We start from the raw sequence: 21446 nt of genomic DNA on the forward strand, positions 1-21446 counted from the left end.
TTAGTACATTGTATTCGTATTCAATGCTGTTTTAGGTATTTGCTGAATACTGTCCCAATGCTCCACAATTTTGCCGTCGTCAGAAAAACGAAAGAAATCCATCGTCACATATTCATCGTTATCCGGCCACAGCTGGTGCGTGTGTAAAGCGACCAAATCATCTTCAGCAACGGCGCGAACAAAAGTGATCGTTTTTACAGGATACTCCTTTTGCATTCGTTCAAAATAATCAATAAATGCCTGAGGACCATTGGCCACCATAGGATTGTGCTGAATATACTCGTTGCCTACATACAACTTTACGGCCTGAATGGGGTCGCCCTCATAAGCCATTTTGCAAAAAGCAATAGCATTTTGTTTATTTTGACTTAAGTCCATAGGTCTATTTTTCTAACTTTAAAGCTTCTAATTCTTTTTCCAATGCTTCGGCTTTGGCTTTGAATTTTTCCATTGCGCTTTTTAATTGCCCAACTTTCTTAATCAATTCTTCCTCTTGAATGGCTTGAAACGTAGTTTCTCCATTTGCTTCTTTTATTTTTGAATTGCTGCCGCATTTTGGGCAAATTGCTACTTGACTCATGTTTATTATTTTTTAGACAAAGTTCCTTCTATTTAATTATTTTAAAAAGGTAAATACTCGGTTGAAAATGGTAAATATGCGCCTATTCTTATTTTATAGCAATGGTTATCATTATTCTGATGTTGAACATGTAAGTCTAAAACTGTATGTAATTTTGCAGTACAGAATGAGTATTAAAAGAAAACTATCTTTAAAATCTGCATACTGTCCTCAAAAAAATCTAGTAGACTACAGTAAAGTTTTGAATTCTTTAGGAGTAAGATTTGTATGTTTTTTGAAGAATTTGGTAAAATTGGTTAGCTCGTCAAAACCAACTAAAAAGGCAATTTCTTTGAGACTAGTATTAGAACTCACCATAGCTCTTTTAATTTCGAGAAGTACAAAATCGTCTATGAAATTTTTGGCGGTGTTCAAAGTAAATTCTTTGACCACTTGGTTTAATTGTTTGGTCGAAATAAACAATTTAGTAGCGTAGTCTTTTACGTTGCGAGTGCTTGTGTAATCTGCTTCCACTAAGTTCTTAAACCGAATAAAAATAGCATAATGGTTTGAATTGTTATGTGCTAAAGTGTCGTTGAACTCTCGTTCTAATCGCAATAAATATAGGTTAAGCAAAGCGGCTACGATATTTTCTTTGGCATAGTTATTTTCGTTTTGTACCTCTAAGATGAGTTGATCTAAAAAGATTTTATTTCCAGCTTCATTACTAAATATTGGTGACGTAATATGGTAATTGTACAAATGTGAAATCATATTTATCGATGATTTCGAGAAGTGATTCACTACGAAATCTTCTGTAAAAATAATTATATAGCCTTCGTACAAGGCATTTTTCTGAAAAGCATGCACTTGTCCCTTTGCAATTTTAAGAACTGATCCTGGCTGAATATTGTATGTTTTTAAATCTATTTGGTGTGTCCCAGATCCCTTGGTTACGAGTACTAGAGCAAAAAAAGATATGCGGTGGGGTTGCGTAGGATTATGATCTATGATGTCGGGCATTCTGGCAAATAAGTCCGTCAAATTTAAACACTCAAAATCATTTGATTGCTCAATACTTTGAAACGATATATTGGGAATGTTTTTCAACTCTTATTATTTTTTTGAAAAGTACTAAAAAAGCACTTTTTTTTTACGAGCTATAAGAAAGGATTAACATCTCATCAAGTTTGATCGCCCACAAAACAATAAAGCACAACAATTAAAACGTTGTGCTTGATTTTTTTTTTAAAAACTATTTACTTTCTAGATAGCCGTCATTTTGTTGATTACAAACGTATCAAAAGCTCCATCGGTAGCCTTAACAAAAGCAACAAAATGCTCACTAGCTGAATGCAAGTCCAAAGCTTCTGCACTTTTCCAGTTTTCATATACTAAAAACACATTTGCATCATCATTATCTTGGTGTAAGTTATAAGTAATACATCCTTCTTCTAACACAGATGCTTGAACGAGTTGTAACAATTCGGCTTTTACAAAATCTCTTTTTTCTTCTTTGGCTACTATTTTGGCTACCACAGTAATTTGACTCATACGTTTGTTTTTTTGATACAATTTCGATTATTTAAAGGAGACGGCGGCTTATAATTTTGTTAAATCTTCTATTAATTTACTTGATAATGCAAAGCTGCAATTGCTTCATTTGAAAAGCGTAGCTTATTTAAAGTTTTTAACTGGTTGTAAAACATTGAATGTCATCCTAGGTTTTTAAACAGAAAACTTGATACATCCTAGCAAAATCAGTTTTTTGCACGCTATCTATAAGGAACACCTTTATATAAAGGCTTGAACCTAAAAATATAAAATGGTTTTGTGGCTAGGTCTTTCCCGTTATTAAAAACAGCACCCTTGTTAACCTGTGCTGCAGAAACGTACATATAACCATCAACATGATTGTAACTTACTCCATCTGGCCAAACCATATTTTTGTCCTGAACGATCGTTCTAACCGTTTTATCAACTGCCAAAACAACCGATACACTGTTACTTTCTAAAGCGGTTAAATAAATATTGCCTATCAAATCAATACTCATTCCACCATTGTTTGGTTTGGTAGCGTAGGTTTCAATTTTACTATCTAATTGCGTTTCGGTCAAAACCTCGCTTACCAAATCAACTGTTTTGATTCTGTAAATTTTTGTCCCATTCAACGGACCATAATATACATATTCAAAGTCAGCATCTGCTGTTATACCGTCGTTACCAACAAGCAAATCTTTACCGTTTACAGCTAAGTGTTTTCCGTTGATTACCGTTGGAGTATTCTCTGGAAGCGTAGTTCGCGTGCCCTCAAGAAGACGTCGCGTCGCCCCAGTTTTCATATCTACAATAATAAATGCAGCCTCACTACCATCTCCTCCATTACCAATACCTTCATCTGCAATGATAAAAAAACCATGTTCGGTATCTACCACCATATCATTGGGTTGAGAATGTTTGGGAGCAACCATTTTGGGCAAATAGTAAATTCGTTCAAGCTGATTTTTCTTTGTATTCCAACCTACAATTTTAGGAAGAACATCATTCCGTTGCGCCATGTCGAGCATCCATACAACTCCGTTTTCATCGTTTCGAATCCCCAAAACGTTGCTCAAATAATGATCGTCATGTTCTCTTAGCGTATTCCAAGATACATTTGGAAACGGTTTACTTTCTTTTGTTACTGCATCCATGATCATTACACGATTTTGTGGAGCAAAAAAGGGATGATGACTGTATACCAAATTTCCCGCATCGGTAAAGGTTATATTTCCAACAGCCTGATCAGTAGTAGCAAACACTGACACTTCTAATGTCTTATTCTGCGAATAAACCACCATTGAAGTCGCAACAAATAGTAGATAAAATAGCTGTTTTTTCATCTCTTTCTTTTATTTTGATTTGTTTAAATAATCGGGCACTTCTTTCGAAAGCCAATCCTTACGTACAGGTACATGAACATCTAGATCCACTGTTTTTTCTAAAGCCCAAAACTCATGTGGTACATTTTCTGGAAAAACAATTACTTCACCGGCTCCCACATCTACAAACTGCTCTTTGCCATCGATGATCGTTTTAATTTTCACCTTACCAGACATAATGTAGGTAATTTGCTCGTTGGGGTGTTTGTGCCACGCGATGTGTGCCCCTTTTTCGAGATTAAAAATCGTCATTTGACCTTTCTCTCCATGAAACCATTTGCGCTGAATTCCTTCACCAATAGTTTCTGATTTCATTGTATCGAAATTGAAATGCTGCACTTTTGAAGTTGCAACAGAATCTACGGTGTTCACTTGTGCTACTGTTTTGATTGCGCCAAAAGCAGTAATCAAAACAGTAGCTAGTGCCATTTTATATAATTTCATTCTTAACTAATTAGTTACCAAAACCTTCCAAAACAATTTTACCTTTTGCTTTTCCTGTTTCCAAGAAAGCATGAGCTTTACGAAGATTTTCAGCATTGATAATTCCGAAATTTTCACCCAAAGTAGTTCTAATTGTTCCGTTGTCAATTAAATCTGAAACCTCGTTCAAAATATGGTGTTGTTGGATCATATCTTCGGTTTGAAACATAGAGCGCGTGAACATAAACTCCCAATGCGTAGAAACTGATTTCATCTTAAACGGCATGATATTGAATGCTTTTGGATCATCAATAAAACCGAATCGTCCCTGAGGTTTGATCACTTTTACAATTTCGTCAGCATGCTCTTCGGTACCGTTCAAACTCACAATATAATCAGGAGCAGCAAGGTTAAATTTTTCAAATTCTTCGCTCAATTTATTTCTATGATTGATCACGGCATCTGCACCCAAATCTTTCAACCAAGCCGTTGTTTCGTCACGAGAAGCAGTTCCTATGATTTTCAATTTGGTCAATTTTTTAGCCAATTGAACCATAATAGAACCCACTCCACCCGCTGCACCAATCACCAAAATTGATTTACTAGCGTCATCTTTCACTACTTGCAAACGGTCAAATAACATCTCATAAGCCGTAAGTGCTGTAAGTGGCAATGCCGCCGCTTCGGCATCAGAAATAGTTTTTGGTTTTTTACCCACAATGCGCTCGTCTACCAATTGGTATTCAGCATAACTTCCTTGACGTGTGATGTCACCTGCATACATAACCTCATCACCAACTTTGAATAAAGTAACTGCTTCACCAACTTCTTTTACGATTCCGCTAACGTCCCATCCAATAATTTTCCAGTTATCCCCGTCTGCAGGCATATTTGCACGTACTTTATAATCTGCAGGATTTACAGATATAGCTTTAATTTCCACAAGAATATCTCTTCCTGCTGCTTTTGGGGTATCCAAAATTACATCTTGTAAGGAGTTCACATTTTCTACCGGTAAATTTTCTTTGTATCCTATTGCTTTCATCTTTATTGAATTTTATGTGATTATTTGTTTTTAAATTGTTTGACAAAGATACCACCAAAGCCAACCGCTATTCAGGTACAAAAAAAGGAAGAACAAGTATCTAAAAAGGATATTTAGTTAAAAAATCTAAAACAACAGTCCTATTCACTACATTTGACCTATATTTAGATATAAAACAGTACAAAATGCAAGTAGAACAAACTTTCAAACCTTTTGAAATACATATCGAGGAATTGGACCGATGGGAAAAGCGCCCACACAAACATAATTTTTTCGAATTGGTCTTCATCGAAAAAGGTGAAGGATTACAGTGCATCAACCTAAGCAAGTTTCCGTATGCGAGTGGAAACATCTTCTTGTTGCCGCCCTTAGATTGTCATTCATTCGATATCAAAGAAAGAACCACTTTTTACTTCATTCGTTTTACCGATCTCTATTTTACCAAGCAAACGCTCAACAGCAGTCACAGTGATTGGTTTAAAAAACTCTCTTATGTTTTATCAAATTACAACAAGGTTTCTGGCGATATTATAAAAAGTAGATCGAGTCTCGAAAGAGATTTATTGATCAATCTCATCAAGCAAATTCATCAAGAATATTTCTCGAAAGATGATTATTCAGAAACGATTATAGAAAGTTTGATGGTAAGTATATTGAATATTTTGGCTCGAAATATCGAAAGAAGCTATGTTGATGATGGTCATGGAAAGGATTATAAATTTGGAGAAATTATTCGATACATACAACAACACCTCTACGAAAAAGACAAAATCACCCTAGAAAATCTCGCAGCCGAATTTAACATTGCGCCTACCTATTTCAGCGAATATTTCAAAAAGCATTCTGATTTTTCATTCCAAGAGTACGTCATTAAATCAAAATTAAAACTAGCCGAAAACTACTTCAAACACAGCGATTATTCGATAAAAGAAATCGCGTATATGCTTGGGTTTACAGATGCGAGTCATTTGTCCAAAATTTTCAAGAAGTACTACAACATGACGATACAAAATTTTAAAAGGGATGAAGTGCAGGTTTGCGCTGGCTGACAGCGACTGTTGCGTTATTATTTTCAGATTATTTAATTCGAAAGTATCATTTTCGAAATTGTGAATATCTATTCGACTAAGATTCTATTTCTTTACCCTATAAAATCTATCTTTGTTTTCCTTAAAAAAACAGAACAAGATGAGTGCAATGTGGTTTGAATGCAAGATAAAATATAGAAAGACAGATGAAAACGGTGGTCAAAAAGTCACATCAGAACCTTATTTGGTGGATGCACTTTCATATACTGAAGCCGAAAGAAGAATCAATGAGGAGATGGCTGCTTATGTGAGTGAAGAATTCAAAATCACCAACATTAAAGTAGCTAACTATGCAGAAATTCATCCTTTTGAAAATTCTGACCGTTGGTTTAAATCGAAAATTGCAATGATTGCCTTCGATGAAGAAAGCGGAAAAGAACGTAAAACCAATATGTATTTCTTGGTTCAGGCCAATGATGTGCGTGAGGCGTATGATAACACGATGCACACGATGCAAAATACAATGGGTGAATTTTCTATCACAGCAATAAACGAATCGCCTATAATGGACGTTTTCCCGTATTTTAGTGGAGAGGAAGACTCACTAGAACAACTAGAGAAGTTTAATGCCGCAAAAGCATCAAAACCAGCTCCAGTTGAAGAAGAAGTAATAGACAACATGGAATTTGAAACTGAAATTTCTAGCAATTAGAGATTTCAGAATCTCATAATACAACAAAACCCGATTGCTCACACAATCGGGTTTTTTGTTTTGTATATAAATCTACTTGATTACAAATCAAATCCAATTTTTACACCCAATTTGTTGGCGATAATTTTGGTGATTCGTTGTTTCAATTCTGGTATTTTGATTCCTTCAATTACTGAGTTTGAGAAAGCATACATCAATAACGCTTTTGCTTCTTTTTCAGGAATACCACGTTGTTGCATGTAGAACAAAGCTGTTTCATCCAATTGCCCAACAGTGCAACCGTGAGAGCATTTTACATCATCTGCAAAAATTTCTAATTGTGGTTTTGCATTGATCGTTGCTTTGTCACTCAACAAAATGTTATTACTTTTTTGGAAAGCATTTGTTTTTTGAGCGTCTTTTTCCACATATACTTTTCCGTTGAAAACTCCAGTAGAGCGATCAGAGAAAATTCCTTTATAATCTTGAAAACTCTCACAGTTTGGTTGTGAATGTCTTACAAGTGTATAATGATCTACGTGTTGTTTATCACCAATAATTGTGATTCCGTTTAGCGTACTTGTCAAGTTTTCACCGTAGTGGTAAAAGTTCAAGTTGTTACGAGTGATGTTTCCACCAAAAGAGAAGGTATGCACATATACATGACTTTCTTTTTGTTGCGAAACATACGTATTATCAACCAAATTGGCTTGACTTTCGTCATTTTGAATTTTGTAGTAATCTACAATAGCACGTTTTTGAGCATAAATCTCTGTAACCGAGTTGGTCAATACAGGATTTTCGCTTAAACTTTGGTGACGCTCAATGATTTGCACATGAGCATTTTCGCCCACAACCACAAGGTTACGAGGTTGTACCATCAAAGCTGCTTCGCTACCCGTAGAGAAATACATGATTTCAATTGGCTTGTCTGCTATTTTACTTTTCGGAATGTTAATGTAAGCCCCTTCTTTTGCAAATGCAGTATTAAGAGAAGTCAAACTCTCGTCTTTACTAGCAATTTGATTAAAGTAGGTATCAATAACCGTTTTATATTTAGGCTTGTTTAATGCCGATGACATCAAACATACATCAATACCTTCGTGAGTGGTAGAAGACAAGTTTGAACTAAAAACGCCATCAATAAATACCAATTTGAAAGTATCTACTTCATGCAAAAAGTATTTTTTTACTTCTTTAAATTCAATTGCCGTTTCGTTTTTTGGAAATACCGTAAAGTCATTTTTTAAGATGGCGTTTAACGATGTATATTTCCAAGCTTCCTCTTTTTTGGTTGGGAATCCTTTATTTTCGAAGTTTTTAATAGCCGAAGTTCTTACGTCATGCAACTCTGAGTGCACATCGATACGTTCTTCAAAAGCCATAAAAGACGATACTAATTTTTCTTTTAAATCCATTTTTTTTAGTTTACAGTTTACAAATTACAGCTTCAGCAACATACTGAATCCTGCGACTGTTTACCTATTTTCAGCTTTAATCCAATCGTATCCTCTTTCTTCCAATTCTAGAGCCAAAGATGCATCTCCAGATTTTACAATTTTCCCGTCTAATAAAACGTGTACAAAATCAGGAACGATATATTCTAATAATCTTTGGTAATGCGTAATTACAACTACAGCATTCTTTTCGCTTTTCAACTTGTTTACACCGTTTGCAACGATACGTAATGCATCAATATCCAAACCTGAATCAGTTTCATCAAGGATAGCCAATTTTGGCTCCAACATTGCCATTTGAAAAATCTCATTACGTTTTTTCTCTCCACCAGAAAATCCTTCGTTCAAAGAACGAGAAAGGAATTTACGATCGATTTCAAGTAATTCTGATTTCTCACGAATTAACTTCAACATATCGCTAGCAGCCATTTCTTCTAATCCTTTTGCTTTACGAGTTTCGTTTATAGCGGCTCTCATAAAGTTGGTTACAGAAACTCCAGGAATTTCAACCGGATATTGAAAAGAAAGAAATACACCTTTGTGCGCTCTTTCTTCTGGAGCTAATTCCTCCAAGTCTTCTCCATCCAAAGAAACTGTTCCTTCGGTAACTTCGTAGTTTTCGTTTCCAGCAATAACCGCAGACAAAGTACTTTTTCCAGCACCGTTTGGCCCCATGATTGCGTGTACTTCTCCTGCTTTTACTTCAAGATTGATTCCTTTTAATATTTCTTTATCCCCAATTGAGGCGTGTAGATTCTTGATTGATAACATGATGTTTATTTTGTTTATTCGTAATGTCCTTTTAATGATAAAATGTCGAGGATTTCGATTGTATTTTCTTCTGTAACTTTATAAATAATTCTGTGTTCTTGATTTATTCTTCTAGACCATCTTCCAGATAATTGATATTTTAACTGCTCAGGCTTTCCTATTCCTTCATAAGGATGTAATTGAATGTCTTCAATTAAAGCGGTAATTTTATTCATTATTGATTTGTTTCCTGATTTTTTCCAAAACTCTCTATCTCTTTGAGCTTTTTCAGAATAAACTACTTCCACAAATCTTCTAATTTGATATTCAAACCTTTGCCATCTTTAATACTTTGTTCAGCTTCCAAAATCTCTTTTACAAACTCAGGATTATATGGTTTTTCAATCTTTTCTTCGATTTCAAAACCAAGCGATTTGGCCAATGATTTCAACACTGGATAATCTTTTTTCTTAACATTTTTTAAAATGAGTTCCATACTGATTGTAATTTAAGATGTTATTCAAATTTACAAAAAACTATCCTACAGATCCTTCCAAACTTATTTCCAATAGTTTTTGAGCTTCTACAGCAAATTCCATTGGTAATTTATTCAATACCTCTTTACTAAAACCATTCACGATAAGTGCAATTGCTTTTTCAGTTGGAATTCCACGTTGGTTGCAATAGAAAACTTGGTCTTCACCAATTTTACTTGTCGTTGCTTCGTGTTCAATTTTCGCAGTTGGATTTTTGCTTTCGATATACGGAAACGTATGCGCTCCACAATTATTCCCCATTAACAATGAGTCACATTGTGAAAAGTTACGTGCGTTGTCTGCATTTGGCGAAATACGCACCAAACCTCTATAACTATTTTGTGATTTTCCAGCAGAGATTCCTTTAGAAATAATAGTTGACTTAGTATTTTTACCTAAGTGCATCATTTTTGTTCCTGTATCCGCTTGTTGGAAATTATTGGTTACAGCAATCGAATAAAATTCCCCTACTGAATTGTCTCCTTTTAATATAACCGAAGGATATTTCCAAGTAATTGCAGAACCTGTTTCTACTTGTGTCCATGAAATTTTTGCGTTTTTCTCGCAAATTCCTCTTTTGGTAACAAAATTATAAACCCCACCTTTACCCTCTTTGTTTCCAGGAAACCAGTTTTGAACCGTAGAATATTTGATTTCAGCATCATCAAGTGCGATCAATTCCACAACTGCAGCGTGCAATTGATTCTCGTCACGACTTGGAGCTGTACAACCTTCTAGGTAAGAAACATAACTACCCGCATCTGCGACTAGTAACGTTCTTTCAAATTGACCTGTACCTGCTTGATTAATTCTAAAGTAAGTCGAAAGTTCCATTGGACATTTTACTCCTTTTGGAATATAACAGAAAGAACCATCAGAGAAAACTGCTGAATTTAAGGCTGCGTAAAAGTTGTCTTTTTGCGGCACTACAGTTCCCAAATATTTACGAACCAATTCTGGATGCTCTTTGATAGCCTCAGAAATACTCATAAAGATAATTCCTTTTTCTCCTAATGTTTTCTTGAAAGTCGTTGCAACCGATACTGAATCGACTACGATATCCATCGCTACATTATTCATCATTTTTTGCTCATCAACAGAGATACCCAACTTTTTGTACATTTCCAAAAGTTCTGGATCTACATCGTCAAGTGTTTTATTCGGGTCAATGGTTTTTGGAGCCGAGTAATACGAAATAGCTTGAAAATCGGGTTTAGTATAATGAACGTTGGCCCATTCTGGTTCGATCATTTCTTCCCATGCTCTAAAAGCTTCGATACGCCAATCGGTCATCCATTGTGGCTCTTCCTTTTTTAACGAAATAGCACGAACGATATCTTCATTTAAACCAATAGGAAACGTCTCCGATTCCAATTCGGTATAAAATCCGTACTCGTATTCTTTGTTTTCTAATTCGACTTTTAAGTCGTCTTCGGTATATTTACTCATTTGTGTTTTTGTTTAAAGAATGTTCATTCGAAACTAAAAATCGAAATCATACTCTTTATCTTTATATCTAAATACCTATTAAAGGATAATTATTTGAGATTGAATGTCCTAAGACATCATGAATTAAAGAGAAAAACTCTCTCCGCAACCACAAGTTCTAGTTGCATTTGGATTATTAAATACAAATCCTTTACCGTTTAAACCTCCTGAAAATTCCAGAATAGTTCCCGCCAAATACAAAAAAGATTTTTTCTCTACTGCAATGGTGATGTCATTATCTACAAATATCTTATCGTCATCTCCTTTTTTGTCATCAAATTTTAAATCATATGACAAACCTGAACAACCACCGCTCTTCACACCTACTCTTACATAGTCTTTGGCAGCATCAAAACCATCGTCTTTCATCAAGTCGACAATCTTCTTTTTGGCTTCGTCTGAAACTTTTATCATTTCTTTATTTTTTAAGAATCAATATGCAGTTTGACGCCGCTAAATTGATTTTGTCTAAATTAACCACAAAGATAGTGTATAAAAATCTTTTCGCACAACAGATAACATTTTTATAACTAATGACAGAATAGAATTTATTTATCGAAATTTACTAAATTGCCACTACTACTGCAGTTCAAGATTTAATGCAATAAAATTTATAAATAAAACGGACCTAAAAAATGAAACTTTACCCAATAGAAACAGGAAATTTTAAACTAGATGGTGGTGCTATGTTTGGTGTTGTACCCAAAACTATTTGGAACAAAACCAATCCCGCCGATGCCAATAACCTCATCGATATCGCAGCCCGTTGCTTATTAATCGAAGATGGTACACGTTTAATTTTGATTGATACAGGCATGGGTGACAAGCAATCAGAAAAGTTCTTTGGCTACTATTCCCTTTGGGGCTCTCACTCTATGGACAAATCCTTGGCAAAGCATGGTTTTAATAGGGAAGATATAACAGATGTATTTCTGACACATTTGCATTTTGACCACTCCGGAGGTTGCATACAGTGGAACAAGGATAAAACAGGATACGAACCTGCTTTTAAAAATGCTACATTTTGGACGAACGAAAGTCACTGGGAGTGGGCAACAAAACCCAACCCAAGAGAGAAAGCTTCTTTTTTATCAGAAAACATTTTACCTATGCAAGAAAGCGGACAGTTGAAATTTATAGACAAACCGTCATCTGATCAAGATTTTTCTACCGAAATGAATTTTTCCATTTTCTATGCTGATGGTCATACCGATAAGCAGATGATTCCTATGATTGCGTACAAAGGAAACACCATTTGCTTCATGGCCGATTTGCTACCTACTGCAGGTCATATCCCTATTCCTTATGTAATGGGTTACGATACGCGCCCTTTACTGACCATGCCCGAGAAAACCAAATTTCTAGAACAAGCTGCAGCTCAAAACTATTTTTTGTTCCTGGAACATGACGCTCATAACGAAATAATAACCGTACAGCAAACAGAAAAAGGAGTGCGACTGCAAGACGTTTTGACCACCAATGATGTCTTTTAATCTGTTCGATTTCGGAGAAAAACTGAAAATCATTACTTTTTAATAGCTGAAATTACTAAGATACTGTTAACCCTCTACATGTTTTAAAAAAAATCTGTACTTTCGAATATTATTTAAAAATCTAATATAATACTATGAATAGTTTCAAACCGTTCTATATTTCTGCATTTGCTATTTTGGTGCTTAGCAGTTGTAGCACACAAAAACAAGCTTATAATTTTAGCAAATTTACACCGATAACAGCTCCATTAAATGTTACAAAAAAGGCAGCGTTAAAAGAAAATGAACTTAAGCGATGGAGCCATCTTGACATTCAGAAGGATACCATTCCAGGAATGAGCGTTGACAGAGCGTATGCTGAATTAATAAAAAACAACAAAGGAGAAAAAGTAATTGTTGGAATAATTGACTCTGGTGGAGATATTGAGCACGAAGATTTACAATCCGTAGTTTGGACTAATGCCAAAGAGATAGCAGGAAATGGTATCGACGATGACAACAATGGATATATTGATGACATTCACGGTTGGAATTTTCTAGGTGATATTGTCAAAGAAAATTTAGAATACGAAAGAATTCTTAAAGATAAAAATCTTGCAGACGAAACAACTTATCTAGCTGCAAAAGCAGAAAATGACAAGGAAATCAAAGAAGCTTCTACAAAAAAAGGACAGTACGACCAAATGGTTGCTGTACTAAAAGATGCTGATGCAGTCATTACATCTACTCTAAAAAAAGATGATTATACAATTGAAGAAGTAAAAGCTATTGCTACTACAGATGCAAATGTCGAGAAAGCAAAAGCAACTATTCAGCGCTTCTTTTCTTTTGGTATGCCGATAAAAAATCTAAAAGAAACTTTACAAGGTGAAATTGACAAAGCCGATGCTACATTAAGTGGTGAAAACCTTAAAAACAATTACCGTCAAGTTTTGGGTGACAACCCAAATGATATTACCGATACAAAATATGGTAATAGCAATGTTATGGGACCAGACAAGAAGGAAACTTTGCACGGTACCCACGTTGCAGGAATTGTTGCGCAAGAACGTAACAATAAAATTGGTGGTGATGGAGTTGCTAATAACGTAGCCATTATGACAGTACGTGCCGTTCCAGATGGAGACGAGTACGATAAAGATATTGCATTGGCAATTCGCTATGCGGTTGACAACGGAGCTAAAGTAATCAACGGAAGTTTTGGAAAAGCATTTTCACCTCACAAGGAATGGGTTTTTGAGGCTATTAAATATGCCGAAAGTAAAGATGTTTTAATTGTACATGCTGCCGGAAATTCTTCAAAAAATATTGATTTATTTGATAATTTTCCAAATGATTCTGAAGACAAAAAAACAGAGATTGCTGATAACTTAATTACAATCGGTGCTTTAAATTTTGAGTACGGTAATAAAGTTGTTGCCACTTTCTCAAACTTCGGAAAATTAAATGTTGATGTATTTGCACCTGGTGTAAAAATTTATGCAACAACTCCAGATAACAGTTACCGCTATTTACAAGGAACATCAATGGCTTCACCAAACGTTGCTGGTGTTGCGGCTTTGATTCGTTCTTATTTCCCAAAACTTACAGCTTCACAAGTAAAACATATTTTAATGGATTCTGGTGTTGCAATCACCACAGATGTAATTGTGGGAGGAAATGCTAATGACGTTCGACCGTTTGCAGAACTATCGCAATCTGGTAAGATGGTTAATGCTTACAATGCCTTATTGATGGCGAGTAAATTATCAAAAAAATAGTGTAATTATAATTCAAAAAAAGGAAGGGCTACTGTTCTTCCTTTTTTTATTTAAAACAATAAATGATGACTAGAAAATTATATCTGTTTGCTTTTGCAGCAATTTCGATGAGCTCATTTGCTCAGAACAATCCCTATTGGCAACAAAAGGTAGACTACAAAATGAATGTTACAATGGATGTTGAGAAATTTCAATACCAAGGAAACCAAGAATTAGTCTATACTAACAACTCATCAGATACATTAAAAAAAGTGTACTACCATTTGTTTAATAACGCCTTTCAACCTGGTAGTGAGATGGATTCCCGCTTGCATACCATTAAGGACCCAGATGTTAGAATGACTGGGAAAGCTAAAAACGGAAAAGAGAACCGCATCAAAAATTTGAAACCAGACGAAATAGGTTATCTCAATATCACCAACTTCAAGCAAGATGGCGCTGTTGCTAAAACCAAAGTTACCGGTACGATATTAGAAGTGTTTTTAGCAAAGCCAATCTTACCCAATACAGCAACGACTTTTACCTTAAATTTTGACGGACAAGTTCCGGTACAAATTCGCCGTTCAGGACGCAATAATTCTGAGGGAGTAGCATTGTCTATGTCACAATGGTACCCAAAAATGGCAGAATTTGATTTTGAAGGATGGCATGCCGATCCTTACATCGCTAGAGAATTTCACGGTGTTTGGGGTGATTTTGATGTAAAAATCACTATCGACAAAGCGTATACAATTGGTGGATCTGGTTATCTACAAAACGCGAATGAAATAGGTCATGGTTACCAAGATAAAGATACTCAAGTTAACTACCCTAGAAGAACTAAAAATTTGACATGGCATTTTGTTGCGCCTATGGTGCACGATTTTGCTTGGGCAGCTGATACTAATTATGCACATGATGTCGTGAAAGGTCCAAATGATGTTGACTTACATTTTCTTTACAAAAATGAAGCAAGCACCAAAGACAAATGGAAACAAGTAGAGCCAATGATGGTCAAAGTTATGGAGCAATACAACCGTAAGGTTGGGGATTACCCATACAAACAATATTCTTTTATACAAGGTGGAGATGGCGGAATGGAGTATGCAATGTGTACGCTAATGTTGGGTAACGGAACAGTAGAGGGAATTTATGGTACTGCAACACACGAATTGGGACATTCTTGGTTCCAGCATATTTTAGCATCAAATGAATCCAAACACCCTTGGATGGATGAAGGTTTTACAACTTACATCGAAGACTGGGTCATAAATGAATTAGGAGCAAAAAAAGAAGTTAATCCTTTTGCAGGAAATTACAAAACCTATTACTACTTGGTTAATTCCGGAAAAGAGCAACCTCAAACAACACATGGAGATCGTTATGACGAAAATCGTTCGTACAGTATTGCTTCCTATGTAAAGGGTAGTATCTACTTATCGCAATTGGCATATTTAATTGGACAGGAAAACCTAGATAAAACCTTGCTGAAATATTACCAAGATTTTAAATTCAAACACCCTACTCCAAATGACATTACAAGAACTGCAGAACGTGTTTCTGGAGCAGAATTAGACTGGTATTTGACAGATTGGACACAAACCGTGAACACTATTGATTACGGAATCACAGCTGTATCTGAGAAAGACAATGCAACCCTAGTTCAGCTTGAGCGTATTGGTAGAATGCCAATGCCAATGGATATTATGGTCGAATATACAGACGGTACGCAAGAAAGTTTTTATGTTCCTCTTCGAATGATGTATTTCGAAAAAGAAAATCCTACTCCAGAAATTAAAAGAACGGTATTGAAAGATTGGCCTTGGGCAGCTTCCAATTATGAATTTACCATTCCAAAAAGTAAAGCGAGCATCAAAAAAATTACGCTTGATCCAAGTGGTTTAATGGCAGATGTGAAACAAGAAAACAATAAATACGAAGTGAAGTAGTAACGTACAATCTCGTATTTAAAATAGATCTTCAAGAAACCGTTAGTTTATCTGTGCCGTAACCATATTGCGATCCACTTTTAAACTAGCGGTTTTTTGATTATTAGCATTTATTGAATTAGTTTTGAAAAAAAATCAAAAAGAATGAAATCATTTGATGTCGCCATTATTGGCAGTGGTCCCGCAGGCGCTTCGGCAGCCTTTGAGTTGTCAAAATCTGGAATTTCGACTGTAATAATCGAAAAAGAAACTTTGCCGAGGTATAAAACTTGTGGTGGTGGCTTCGTTTTCAGAGGACGAAAAAACATGCCTTTCGACATTTCATCCGTGGTAGAAAAAGAATTTCATTCAATAGATACTTACTTTTCAAAAAAACAACCTCATCTTACTACGACCCGAGATACTCCCATCATCACGATGGTAATGCGAGATGCTTTTGACAATTTAATTGTCGAAAAAGCAAAAGAAAACGGTGTGACTTTATTGCAAAATCATAAAGTACTAGACATCACATTTGGTGCTATATCGACGTTACATACGACAGAAGGTGATATAGAAGCCAAATTTATAATTGCGGCAGACGGCGCTTTGAGTCCGATTGCAAAAATAGCAGGTTGGGAAGAAACCCGACTAATCATCCCAGCATTGGAATATGAAGTCGAAGTTCCTGCAGCCGATTTTGAGCGTCTTTCAAAAAATGTTCGATTTGACATTGATGCAATTCCGTATGGATATGGCTGGTGCTTTCCCAAAAAGAATCACCTTTCTATTGGCGTTGCAGTAATGATAAAAACCAATTCAAAAATTAACCTCAAAGAATATTACGCTACTTATTTAAAAACGTTGGGCATTACTGAAATTGTAAGTGAGGCAGCACATGGTTTTGTAATACCAGTAGCACCAAGAACAGACAATTTTGTTCGAAAAAATGTTTTATTGGTAGGAGATGCGGCAGGACTTGCAGATCCTTTGGTAGCAGAAGGAATTTCAAATGCTATTTTGAGTGGTGTATTAGCGGCACAAGCAATTATCGAAGCCAAGCTAGATTCTGAGAAAGTAGCTGAACTATACACTCAAAAGTTAGAGTCAACGATCTTGCCTGAGATTAGAACAGGTGCAAAATTATCGCACTATTTTTACAATCAGAAAACATTTAGAGACCTTGTCTTAAAGAAATACGGTCAAAAAGTAGGCGAAGCAATGACCGATCTTTTTATGGGAGAAAGAACCTATCCTGCCGATTATAAAACTACCATTAGCCGCAAAATTAAGGAAGCAATCTTTTAATTATTCGTTCTTTAACTTCAATTAAGTTTGTAACTTTGTGCTTCTTTTTAAACCTATTATGAAAAATATTCTGTCTTGTTTACTTTGTATCGTTGTCTTATTATTTTCTTGTAAAGATGATAATCAAAAGCGAATTGCCGAAAATAAAAAAGAAGCAGCTAGGCAAGAAATTATTTTTTCGGAGATTAAAAAAGGATGGGTATTTTATGATACCCCAATTAATGAAACGGCTGAAGGAACGGTAAAGACTTGGAATGAATTTCGTCTTTTTTTAGCTGAGCTAGCCAAGAAGCCAAAAGGTACAATGGAAGGTTATCAACAAAAGTCTGCTGCAATAAGTAAAGTAGCCTTGGACTTGAATAAAAATATTCCTCTTGCTTTTGACAAACCTCAAATAAAAAGTCGAATCGCAGTAGTGATTACCAAAGTGAGCATGATGGATTTGTATATTCATTTAGACAATATCCCGAGCAAAAAAGTCGTTGTTTTAATCAGCGAAATCAATAGAGAATTGGCAACCCTTCAAAGAGAAATGGACAAAACCGTTGAGAAAAGCAAAATTCCTCAAGAACAAGGTGAAGCCGATTTGAAGAAAATGTTAGATCAATCGAGAGCAATACCAAATACAAATCCTGAAGTAATTACCATTGAGTAAATCAGCACTATATAAAACGTATGATAATTTGCCCAAAATGGTGCAAATTGTCAAATTGTTACAAGAGAAAAAAGAACTAAAAATGCACCTTCATGGGTTGCTCGGTTCTGCAATTTCTTTTACCCTTCAATCTTTATTCAAAAAAACCGATCTTCCTTTTTTATTAGTTTTAGATAATAAAGAAGAAGCTGCCTATTTTCTTAATGATCTGGAGCAAATGGTAGGCGAGCCCGACGTTTTATTTTATCCAGCATCCTACCGCCGTCCTTACCAAGTAGACGAAACGGACAATGCTAATGTGCTTTTAAGGGCCGAAGTATTGAACCGTATCAACTCGCGTAAAAAGCCCGCAATTATTGTTAGTTATCCTGAAGCTTTGTTCGAAAAAGTGGTGACACGTCAAGATTTAGACAAAAACACTTTAAAAGTAAGCGTTGGCGATAAAATTTCGATTGATTTTATTAATGAGGTTTTATTCGAATATGAATTCAAACGAGTGGATTTTATCACCGAGCCTGGAGAGTTTTCTGTGCGTGGAGGTATCGTCGACGTTTTTTCGTTTTCGAATGACAATCCGTATCGAATTGAGTTTTTTGGTAATGAAGTCGATAGCATGCGTACTTTTGATGTTGCGACCCAGCTTTCGATAGAAAAGAAAACCAAAATAACTATTATCCCTAATGTTGAAAATAAGGTTTTTCAAGAAAACAGAGAATCATTTCTAGATTATATTTCAGAGAAAACCGTTTTGATACTACAAAACACGGATGGATTTTTATCACAAATAGATAAGCAATTTGCCAAAGCCGAAGAAGCTTTCGAAAAACTATCTAAAGAAATTAAAAGAGCGACTCCGGAGCAATTGTTCTTGAACCAACCTGAATTTATCAAGCGTGCCTTGGATTTTTCGATAGTAGAACTGGCTTCAAAACCTGTATTTAAGGCATCAGAGAAATTTGAATTTCACATACAACCTCAACCTTCGTTCAACAAACAGTTTGATTTGTTACTGAATAATTTGAGTGAAAATCATTTTAATGGCTTGACCAATTATTTGTTTTGCTCAAATGACGCTCAGGCGAAACGTTTTCATGATATCTTCGAAACTTTGGATGAAACCAATTCGGAAAACATTCGAAAACAATACAATACCGTGGTGCTACCTTTGTACCAAGGATTTATCGATACCGAGAATCAGATTGCTTGCTATACCGATCACCAGATTTTTGAGCGTTACCATAAATTCAATTTAAAAAGCGGTTACTCGAAAAAACAAAACATTACCCTAAAAGAACTTACAGCCTTATCTGTGGGCGATTATGTGACCCATATCGATCACGGAATTGGGAAATTTGGTGGTTTGCAAAAAATACAAGTCGAAGGTAAGACGCAAGAAGCGATCAAGCTCGTGTATGCAGATAATGATATCGTATATGTGAGTATCCACTCGCTACATAAGATTTCAAAATACAGCGGTAAAGACGGAACACCGCCAAAGATTTATAAATTAGGTTCGAATACTTGGAAGGTTTTAAAACAAAAAACCAAGGCAAGAGTCAAACACGTGGCCTTCAATTTGATTCAGTTATACGCCAAAAGACGTTTGGACAAAGGGTTTGCTTTTGCCCCAGACAGTTATTTGCAAAATGAATTAGAAAGTTCCTTTATCTACGAAGATACTCCTGATCAATACAAATCGACTCAAGAAGTCAAAGCCGATATGGAAAGCGACCGCCCCATGGACCGTCTGGTTTGTGGGGATGTAGGTTTTGGTAAAACAGAGGTTGCCATACGTGCCGCCTTCAAAGCAGTGGACAATAGCAAGCAAGTAGCCATTTTGGTTCCTACCACTATTTTGGCCTACCAACATTACCGAACGTTTACCGAACGTTTAAAAGACATGCCTGTAAATGTGGGCTATCTTAACCGTTTTAGAACTGCCAAGCAAAAAGCAGAAACACTAAAACAATTGGCCGAAGGAAAACTAGATATCGTTATTGGTACTCATCAATTGGTAAACAAAAATGTAGTTTTTAAAGATTTAGGATTACTAATTGTTGATGAAGAGCAAAAGTTTGGAGTCAATGTCAAAGACAAACTCAAAACTTTGGCAGCAAATATAGATACCTTGACCTTGACGGCAACACCCATCCCGAGAACGTTGCAATTCTCGTTAATGGCGGCAAGAGATTTATCTGTAATTACAACCCCTCCACCCAACCGCTACCCTATTGACACCAATGTTGTAAGTTTTAGCGAAGATATCATCCGCGATGCGATTTCGTATGAGATTCAGCGTAACGGACAAGTTTATTTTATCAACAACAGAATCGAAAATATTCAGGAAATCGCGGGTATGATTCAGCGATTGGTTCCCAATGCTAAAGTCGGAATCGGTCACGGACAACTAGATGGAAAAAAACTAGAAGAACTGATGTTGGCTTTTATGAACGGAGAATTTGATGTTCTAGTAGCCACTACCATTATCGAAAGTGGCTTGGATGTACCCAATGCGAATACCATCTTTATCAACAACGCAAATAATTTCGGTTTGTCCGACTTACACCAAATGCGAGGCCGAGTGGGTCGAAGCAATAAAAAAGCTTTTTGTTACTTCATCTGCCCACCCTACTCTGCTATGACCGATGATGCACGTAAACGTATTCAAGCATTAGAGCAGTTTAATGAACTCGGAAGCGGATTTAACATTGCGATGAAGGATTTGGAAATTCGCGGCGCTGGTGACTTGCTAGGTGGTGAACAAAGCGGATTTATCAATGAAATCGGATTTGATACCTACCAAAAAATCCTTAATGAAGCGATTGATGAATTGAAGGATAATGAATTTAAAGAATTGTATCCAGAAAGCAATGATATCGAAACCAAAGAATATGTAAAAGACCTTCAAATAGATACCGATTTTGAACTTTTATTCTCAGATGAATATATCAACAATATCTCGGAGCGTCTGAGCCTTTACAACGAACTGGGCGCTATCAAAAGTGAAGAAGCGCTAGAGGTTTTCCAGAAAAAACTTATTGACCGTTTTGGCCCTATGCCACCGCGTGCGATTGCCTTGATGAATAGCATCCGCATTAAATGGATTGCTACTCAAATAGGAATCGAAAAATTGGTTATGAAGAAAGGTAAAATGATTTGCTATTTCGTCTCTGATCAGCAATCAGATTATTACCAATCCAACCGTTTTCGCAATGTGTTGACTTTTGTACAAAAACACAGCAACCTCTGTAAAATGAAGGAAAAACAAACTCCAAGCGGATTGCGTTTACTCTTAACTTTTGAGGAAGTCAAACAAACTAGACGAGCTTTGGAATTAATGCAAATGCTGGGTGGAATAGAAGCTTAATTTCTTTTTTAAGTAGCAAAATGATTGGTGTTTTATTAGGAACATTGGTACTCCATCC

21 protein-coding genes are annotated in these 21446 nt (G+C 35.8%); 8 read left to right on the plus strand and 13 right to left on the minus strand.

Going from position 1 to position 21446, the window contains the following annotated elements; all coding sequences use genetic code 11:
• From LXH21_RS05305 to LXH21_RS05335, 7 genes are all read right to left on the minus strand, one after another.
• Complete coding sequence (locus tag LXH21_RS05305) at nt 1–378, minus strand: nuclear transport factor 2 family protein (protein ID WP_239863220.1); 378 nt, start codon at nt 376–378, stop codon at nt 1–3.
• Between the two features lie 4 nt (nt 379–382).
• Entirely contained in the window at nt 383–580 is a 198-nt protein-coding gene (locus LXH21_RS05310) for a hypothetical protein (RefSeq protein WP_239863221.1), read from the minus strand.
• A 228-nt stretch (nt 581–808) separates the two neighbouring features.
• Nucleotides 809–1669: a helix-turn-helix domain-containing protein gene (locus LXH21_RS05315; protein ID WP_239863223.1), complete on the minus strand. Its 861-nt coding sequence runs from the start codon at nt 1667–1669 to the stop codon at nt 809–811.
• A gap of 156 nt (nt 1670–1825) precedes the next feature.
• On the minus strand, nt 1826–2113 hold the full coding sequence (locus LXH21_RS05320) for a putative quinol monooxygenase (RefSeq protein WP_239863224.1): 288 nt from the start codon (nt 2111–2113) through the stop codon (nt 1826–1828).
• Between the two features lie 221 nt (nt 2114–2334).
• Complete coding sequence (locus LXH21_RS05325) at nt 2335–3441, minus strand: major royal jelly family protein (RefSeq protein ID WP_239863226.1); 1107 nt, start codon at nt 3439–3441, stop codon at nt 2335–2337.
• Between the two features lie 9 nt (nt 3442–3450).
• Nucleotides 3451–3924, minus strand: a complete 474-nt coding sequence (locus LXH21_RS05330) for a cupin domain-containing protein (RefSeq protein WP_239863228.1) — start codon at nt 3922–3924, stop codon at nt 3451–3453.
• A 10-nt stretch (nt 3925–3934) separates the two neighbouring features.
• The gene (locus LXH21_RS05335) at nt 3935–4948 is read right to left on the minus strand and encodes a zinc-binding alcohol dehydrogenase family protein (protein ID WP_239863229.1); all 1014 of its coding nucleotides are present in this window, start codon (nt 4946–4948) and stop codon (nt 3935–3937) included.
• Between the two features lie 185 nt (nt 4949–5133).
• On the opposite strand from LXH21_RS05335, the gene LXH21_RS05340 reads away from it, so the two are divergent.
• Nucleotides 5134–5997, plus strand: a complete 864-nt coding sequence (locus tag LXH21_RS05340; protein WP_239863230.1) for an AraC family transcriptional regulator — start codon at nt 5134–5136, stop codon at nt 5995–5997.
• 139 nt (nt 5998–6136) lie between these two features.
• Nucleotides 6137–6688 (plus strand): DUF4494 domain-containing protein, encoded by a 552-nt coding sequence (locus LXH21_RS05345; RefSeq protein WP_239863232.1) that lies wholly within the window; start codon nt 6137–6139, stop codon nt 6686–6688.
• 80 nt (nt 6689–6768) lie between these two features.
• On the opposite strand, the gene sufD is transcribed toward LXH21_RS05345, so the two are convergent.
• The 6 genes from sufD to LXH21_RS05375 form a co-directional block, all read right to left on the minus strand.
• Nucleotides 6769–8085: a Fe-S cluster assembly protein SufD gene (gene sufD, locus LXH21_RS05350; RefSeq protein WP_239863233.1), complete on the minus strand. Its 1317-nt coding sequence runs from the start codon at nt 8083–8085 to the stop codon at nt 6769–6771.
• Nucleotides 8086–8145: 60 nt separating this feature from the next.
• On the minus strand, nt 8146–8895 hold the full coding sequence (sufC, locus tag LXH21_RS05355) for a Fe-S cluster assembly ATPase SufC (RefSeq protein ID WP_239863234.1): 750 nt from the start codon (nt 8893–8895) through the stop codon (nt 8146–8148).
• Nucleotides 8896–8909: 14 nt separating this feature from the next.
• Complete coding sequence (locus LXH21_RS05360; protein WP_239863235.1) at nt 8910–9182, minus strand: Txe/YoeB family addiction module toxin; 273 nt, start codon at nt 9180–9182, stop codon at nt 8910–8912.
• Nucleotides 9173–9370, minus strand: coding sequence for a DUF2683 family protein (locus LXH21_RS05365; RefSeq protein ID WP_239863236.1), 198 nt, complete (start codon nt 9368–9370; stop codon nt 9173–9175). The genes LXH21_RS05360 and LXH21_RS05365 overlap by 10 nt, the downstream gene beginning before the upstream one ends.
• 40 nt (nt 9371–9410) lie before the next feature.
• Complete coding sequence (gene sufB, locus LXH21_RS05370) at nt 9411–10859, minus strand: Fe-S cluster assembly protein SufB (protein ID WP_239863237.1); 1449 nt, start codon at nt 10857–10859, stop codon at nt 9411–9413.
• A 123-nt stretch (nt 10860–10982) separates the two neighbouring features.
• Nucleotides 10983–11312, minus strand: coding sequence for a HesB/IscA family protein (locus LXH21_RS05375; protein ID WP_108739754.1), 330 nt, complete (start codon nt 11310–11312; stop codon nt 10983–10985).
• A gap of 221 nt (nt 11313–11533) precedes the next feature.
• On the opposite strand from LXH21_RS05375, the gene LXH21_RS05380 reads away from it, so the two are divergent.
• The 6 genes from LXH21_RS05380 (at nt 11534) to mfd (ending at nt 21388) form a co-directional block, all read left to right on the plus strand.
• A complete protein-coding gene (locus LXH21_RS05380; RefSeq protein ID WP_239863238.1) occupies nt 11534–12391 on the plus strand; it encodes an MBL fold metallo-hydrolase in 858 nt (285 codons plus the stop codon).
• Nucleotides 12392–12525: 134 nt separating this feature from the next.
• Nucleotides 12526–14151 (plus strand): S8 family peptidase, encoded by a 1626-nt coding sequence (locus LXH21_RS05385; protein ID WP_239863240.1) that lies wholly within the window; start codon nt 12526–12528, stop codon nt 14149–14151.
• 65 nt (nt 14152–14216) lie between these two features.
• Complete coding sequence (locus LXH21_RS05390; RefSeq protein ID WP_239863707.1) at nt 14217–16079, plus strand: M1 family metallopeptidase; 1863 nt, start codon at nt 14217–14219, stop codon at nt 16077–16079.
• A 144-nt stretch (nt 16080–16223) separates the two neighbouring features.
• Nucleotides 16224–17366, plus strand: coding sequence for a geranylgeranyl reductase family protein (locus tag LXH21_RS05395; protein WP_239863241.1), 1143 nt, complete (start codon nt 16224–16226; stop codon nt 17364–17366).
• 58 nt (nt 17367–17424) lie between these two features.
• Entirely contained in the window at nt 17425–18021 is a 597-nt protein-coding gene (locus LXH21_RS05400; protein ID WP_239863242.1) for a hypothetical protein, read from the plus strand.
• Between the two features lie 37 nt (nt 18022–18058).
• Complete coding sequence (gene mfd, locus LXH21_RS05405; RefSeq protein ID WP_239863709.1) at nt 18059–21388, plus strand: transcription-repair coupling factor; 3330 nt, start codon at nt 18059–18061, stop codon at nt 21386–21388.
• Nucleotides 21389–21446: the final 58 nt, after the last annotated feature.

The sequence above is a fragment of the Flavobacterium algicola genome, assembly GCF_022399565.1.
Taxonomy (GTDB): domain Bacteria; phylum Bacteroidota; class Bacteroidia; order Flavobacteriales; family Flavobacteriaceae; genus Flavobacterium; species Flavobacterium algicola.

Coding starts and splice junctions, on each gene's coding strand:
- LXH21_RS05385 (WP_239863240.1), top strand. CDS start 12,526: ATGAATAGTTTCAAACCGTTCTATATTTCTGCATTTGCTATTTTGGTG.
- LXH21_RS05340 (WP_239863230.1), top strand. CDS start 5,134: ATGCAAGTAGAACAAACTTTCAAACCTTTTGAAATACATATCGAGGAA.
- LXH21_RS05320 (WP_239863224.1), bottom strand. CDS start 2,113: ATGAGTCAAATTACTGTGGTAGCCAAAATAGTAGCCAAAGAAGAAAAA.
- LXH21_RS05305 (WP_239863220.1), bottom strand. CDS start 378: ATGGACTTAAGTCAAAATAAACAAAATGCTATTGCTTTTTGCAAAATG.
- mfd (WP_239863709.1), top strand. CDS start 18,059: ATGGTGCAAATTGTCAAATTGTTACAAGAGAAAAAAGAACTAAAAATG.
- LXH21_RS05330 (WP_239863228.1), bottom strand. CDS start 3,924: ATGAAATTATATAAAATGGCACTAGCTACTGTTTTGATTACTGCTTTT.
- sufD (WP_239863233.1), bottom strand. CDS start 8,085: ATGGATTTAAAAGAAAAATTAGTATCGTCTTTTATGGCTTTTGAAGAA.
- sufC (WP_239863234.1), bottom strand. CDS start 8,895: ATGTTATCAATCAAGAATCTACACGCCTCAATTGGGGATAAAGAAATA.
- LXH21_RS05325 (WP_239863226.1), bottom strand. CDS start 3,441: ATGAAAAAACAGCTATTTTATCTACTATTTGTTGCGACTTCAATGGTG.
- LXH21_RS05395 (WP_239863241.1), top strand. CDS start 16,224: ATGAAATCATTTGATGTCGCCATTATTGGCAGTGGTCCCGCAGGCGCT.
- LXH21_RS05335 (WP_239863229.1), bottom strand. CDS start 4,948: ATGAAAGCAATAGGATACAAAGAAAATTTACCGGTAGAAAATGTGAAC.
- LXH21_RS05380 (WP_239863238.1), top strand. CDS start 11,534: ATGAAACTTTACCCAATAGAAACAGGAAATTTTAAACTAGATGGTGGT.
- LXH21_RS05400 (WP_239863242.1), top strand. CDS start 17,425: ATGAAAAATATTCTGTCTTGTTTACTTTGTATCGTTGTCTTATTATTT.
- LXH21_RS05310 (WP_239863221.1), bottom strand. CDS start 580: ATGAGTCAAGTAGCAATTTGCCCAAAATGCGGCAGCAATTCAAAAATA.
- LXH21_RS05375 (WP_108739754.1), bottom strand. CDS start 11,312: ATGATAAAAGTTTCAGACGAAGCCAAAAAGAAGATTGTCGACTTGATG.
- LXH21_RS05390 (WP_239863707.1), top strand. CDS start 14,217: ATGACTAGAAAATTATATCTGTTTGCTTTTGCAGCAATTTCGATGAGC.
- LXH21_RS05345 (WP_239863232.1), top strand. CDS start 6,137: ATGAGTGCAATGTGGTTTGAATGCAAGATAAAATATAGAAAGACAGAT.
- LXH21_RS05365 (WP_239863236.1), bottom strand. CDS start 9,370: ATGGAACTCATTTTAAAAAATGTTAAGAAAAAAGATTATCCAGTGTTG.
- sufB (WP_239863237.1), bottom strand. CDS start 10,859: ATGAGTAAATATACCGAAGACGACTTAAAAGTCGAATTAGAAAACAAA.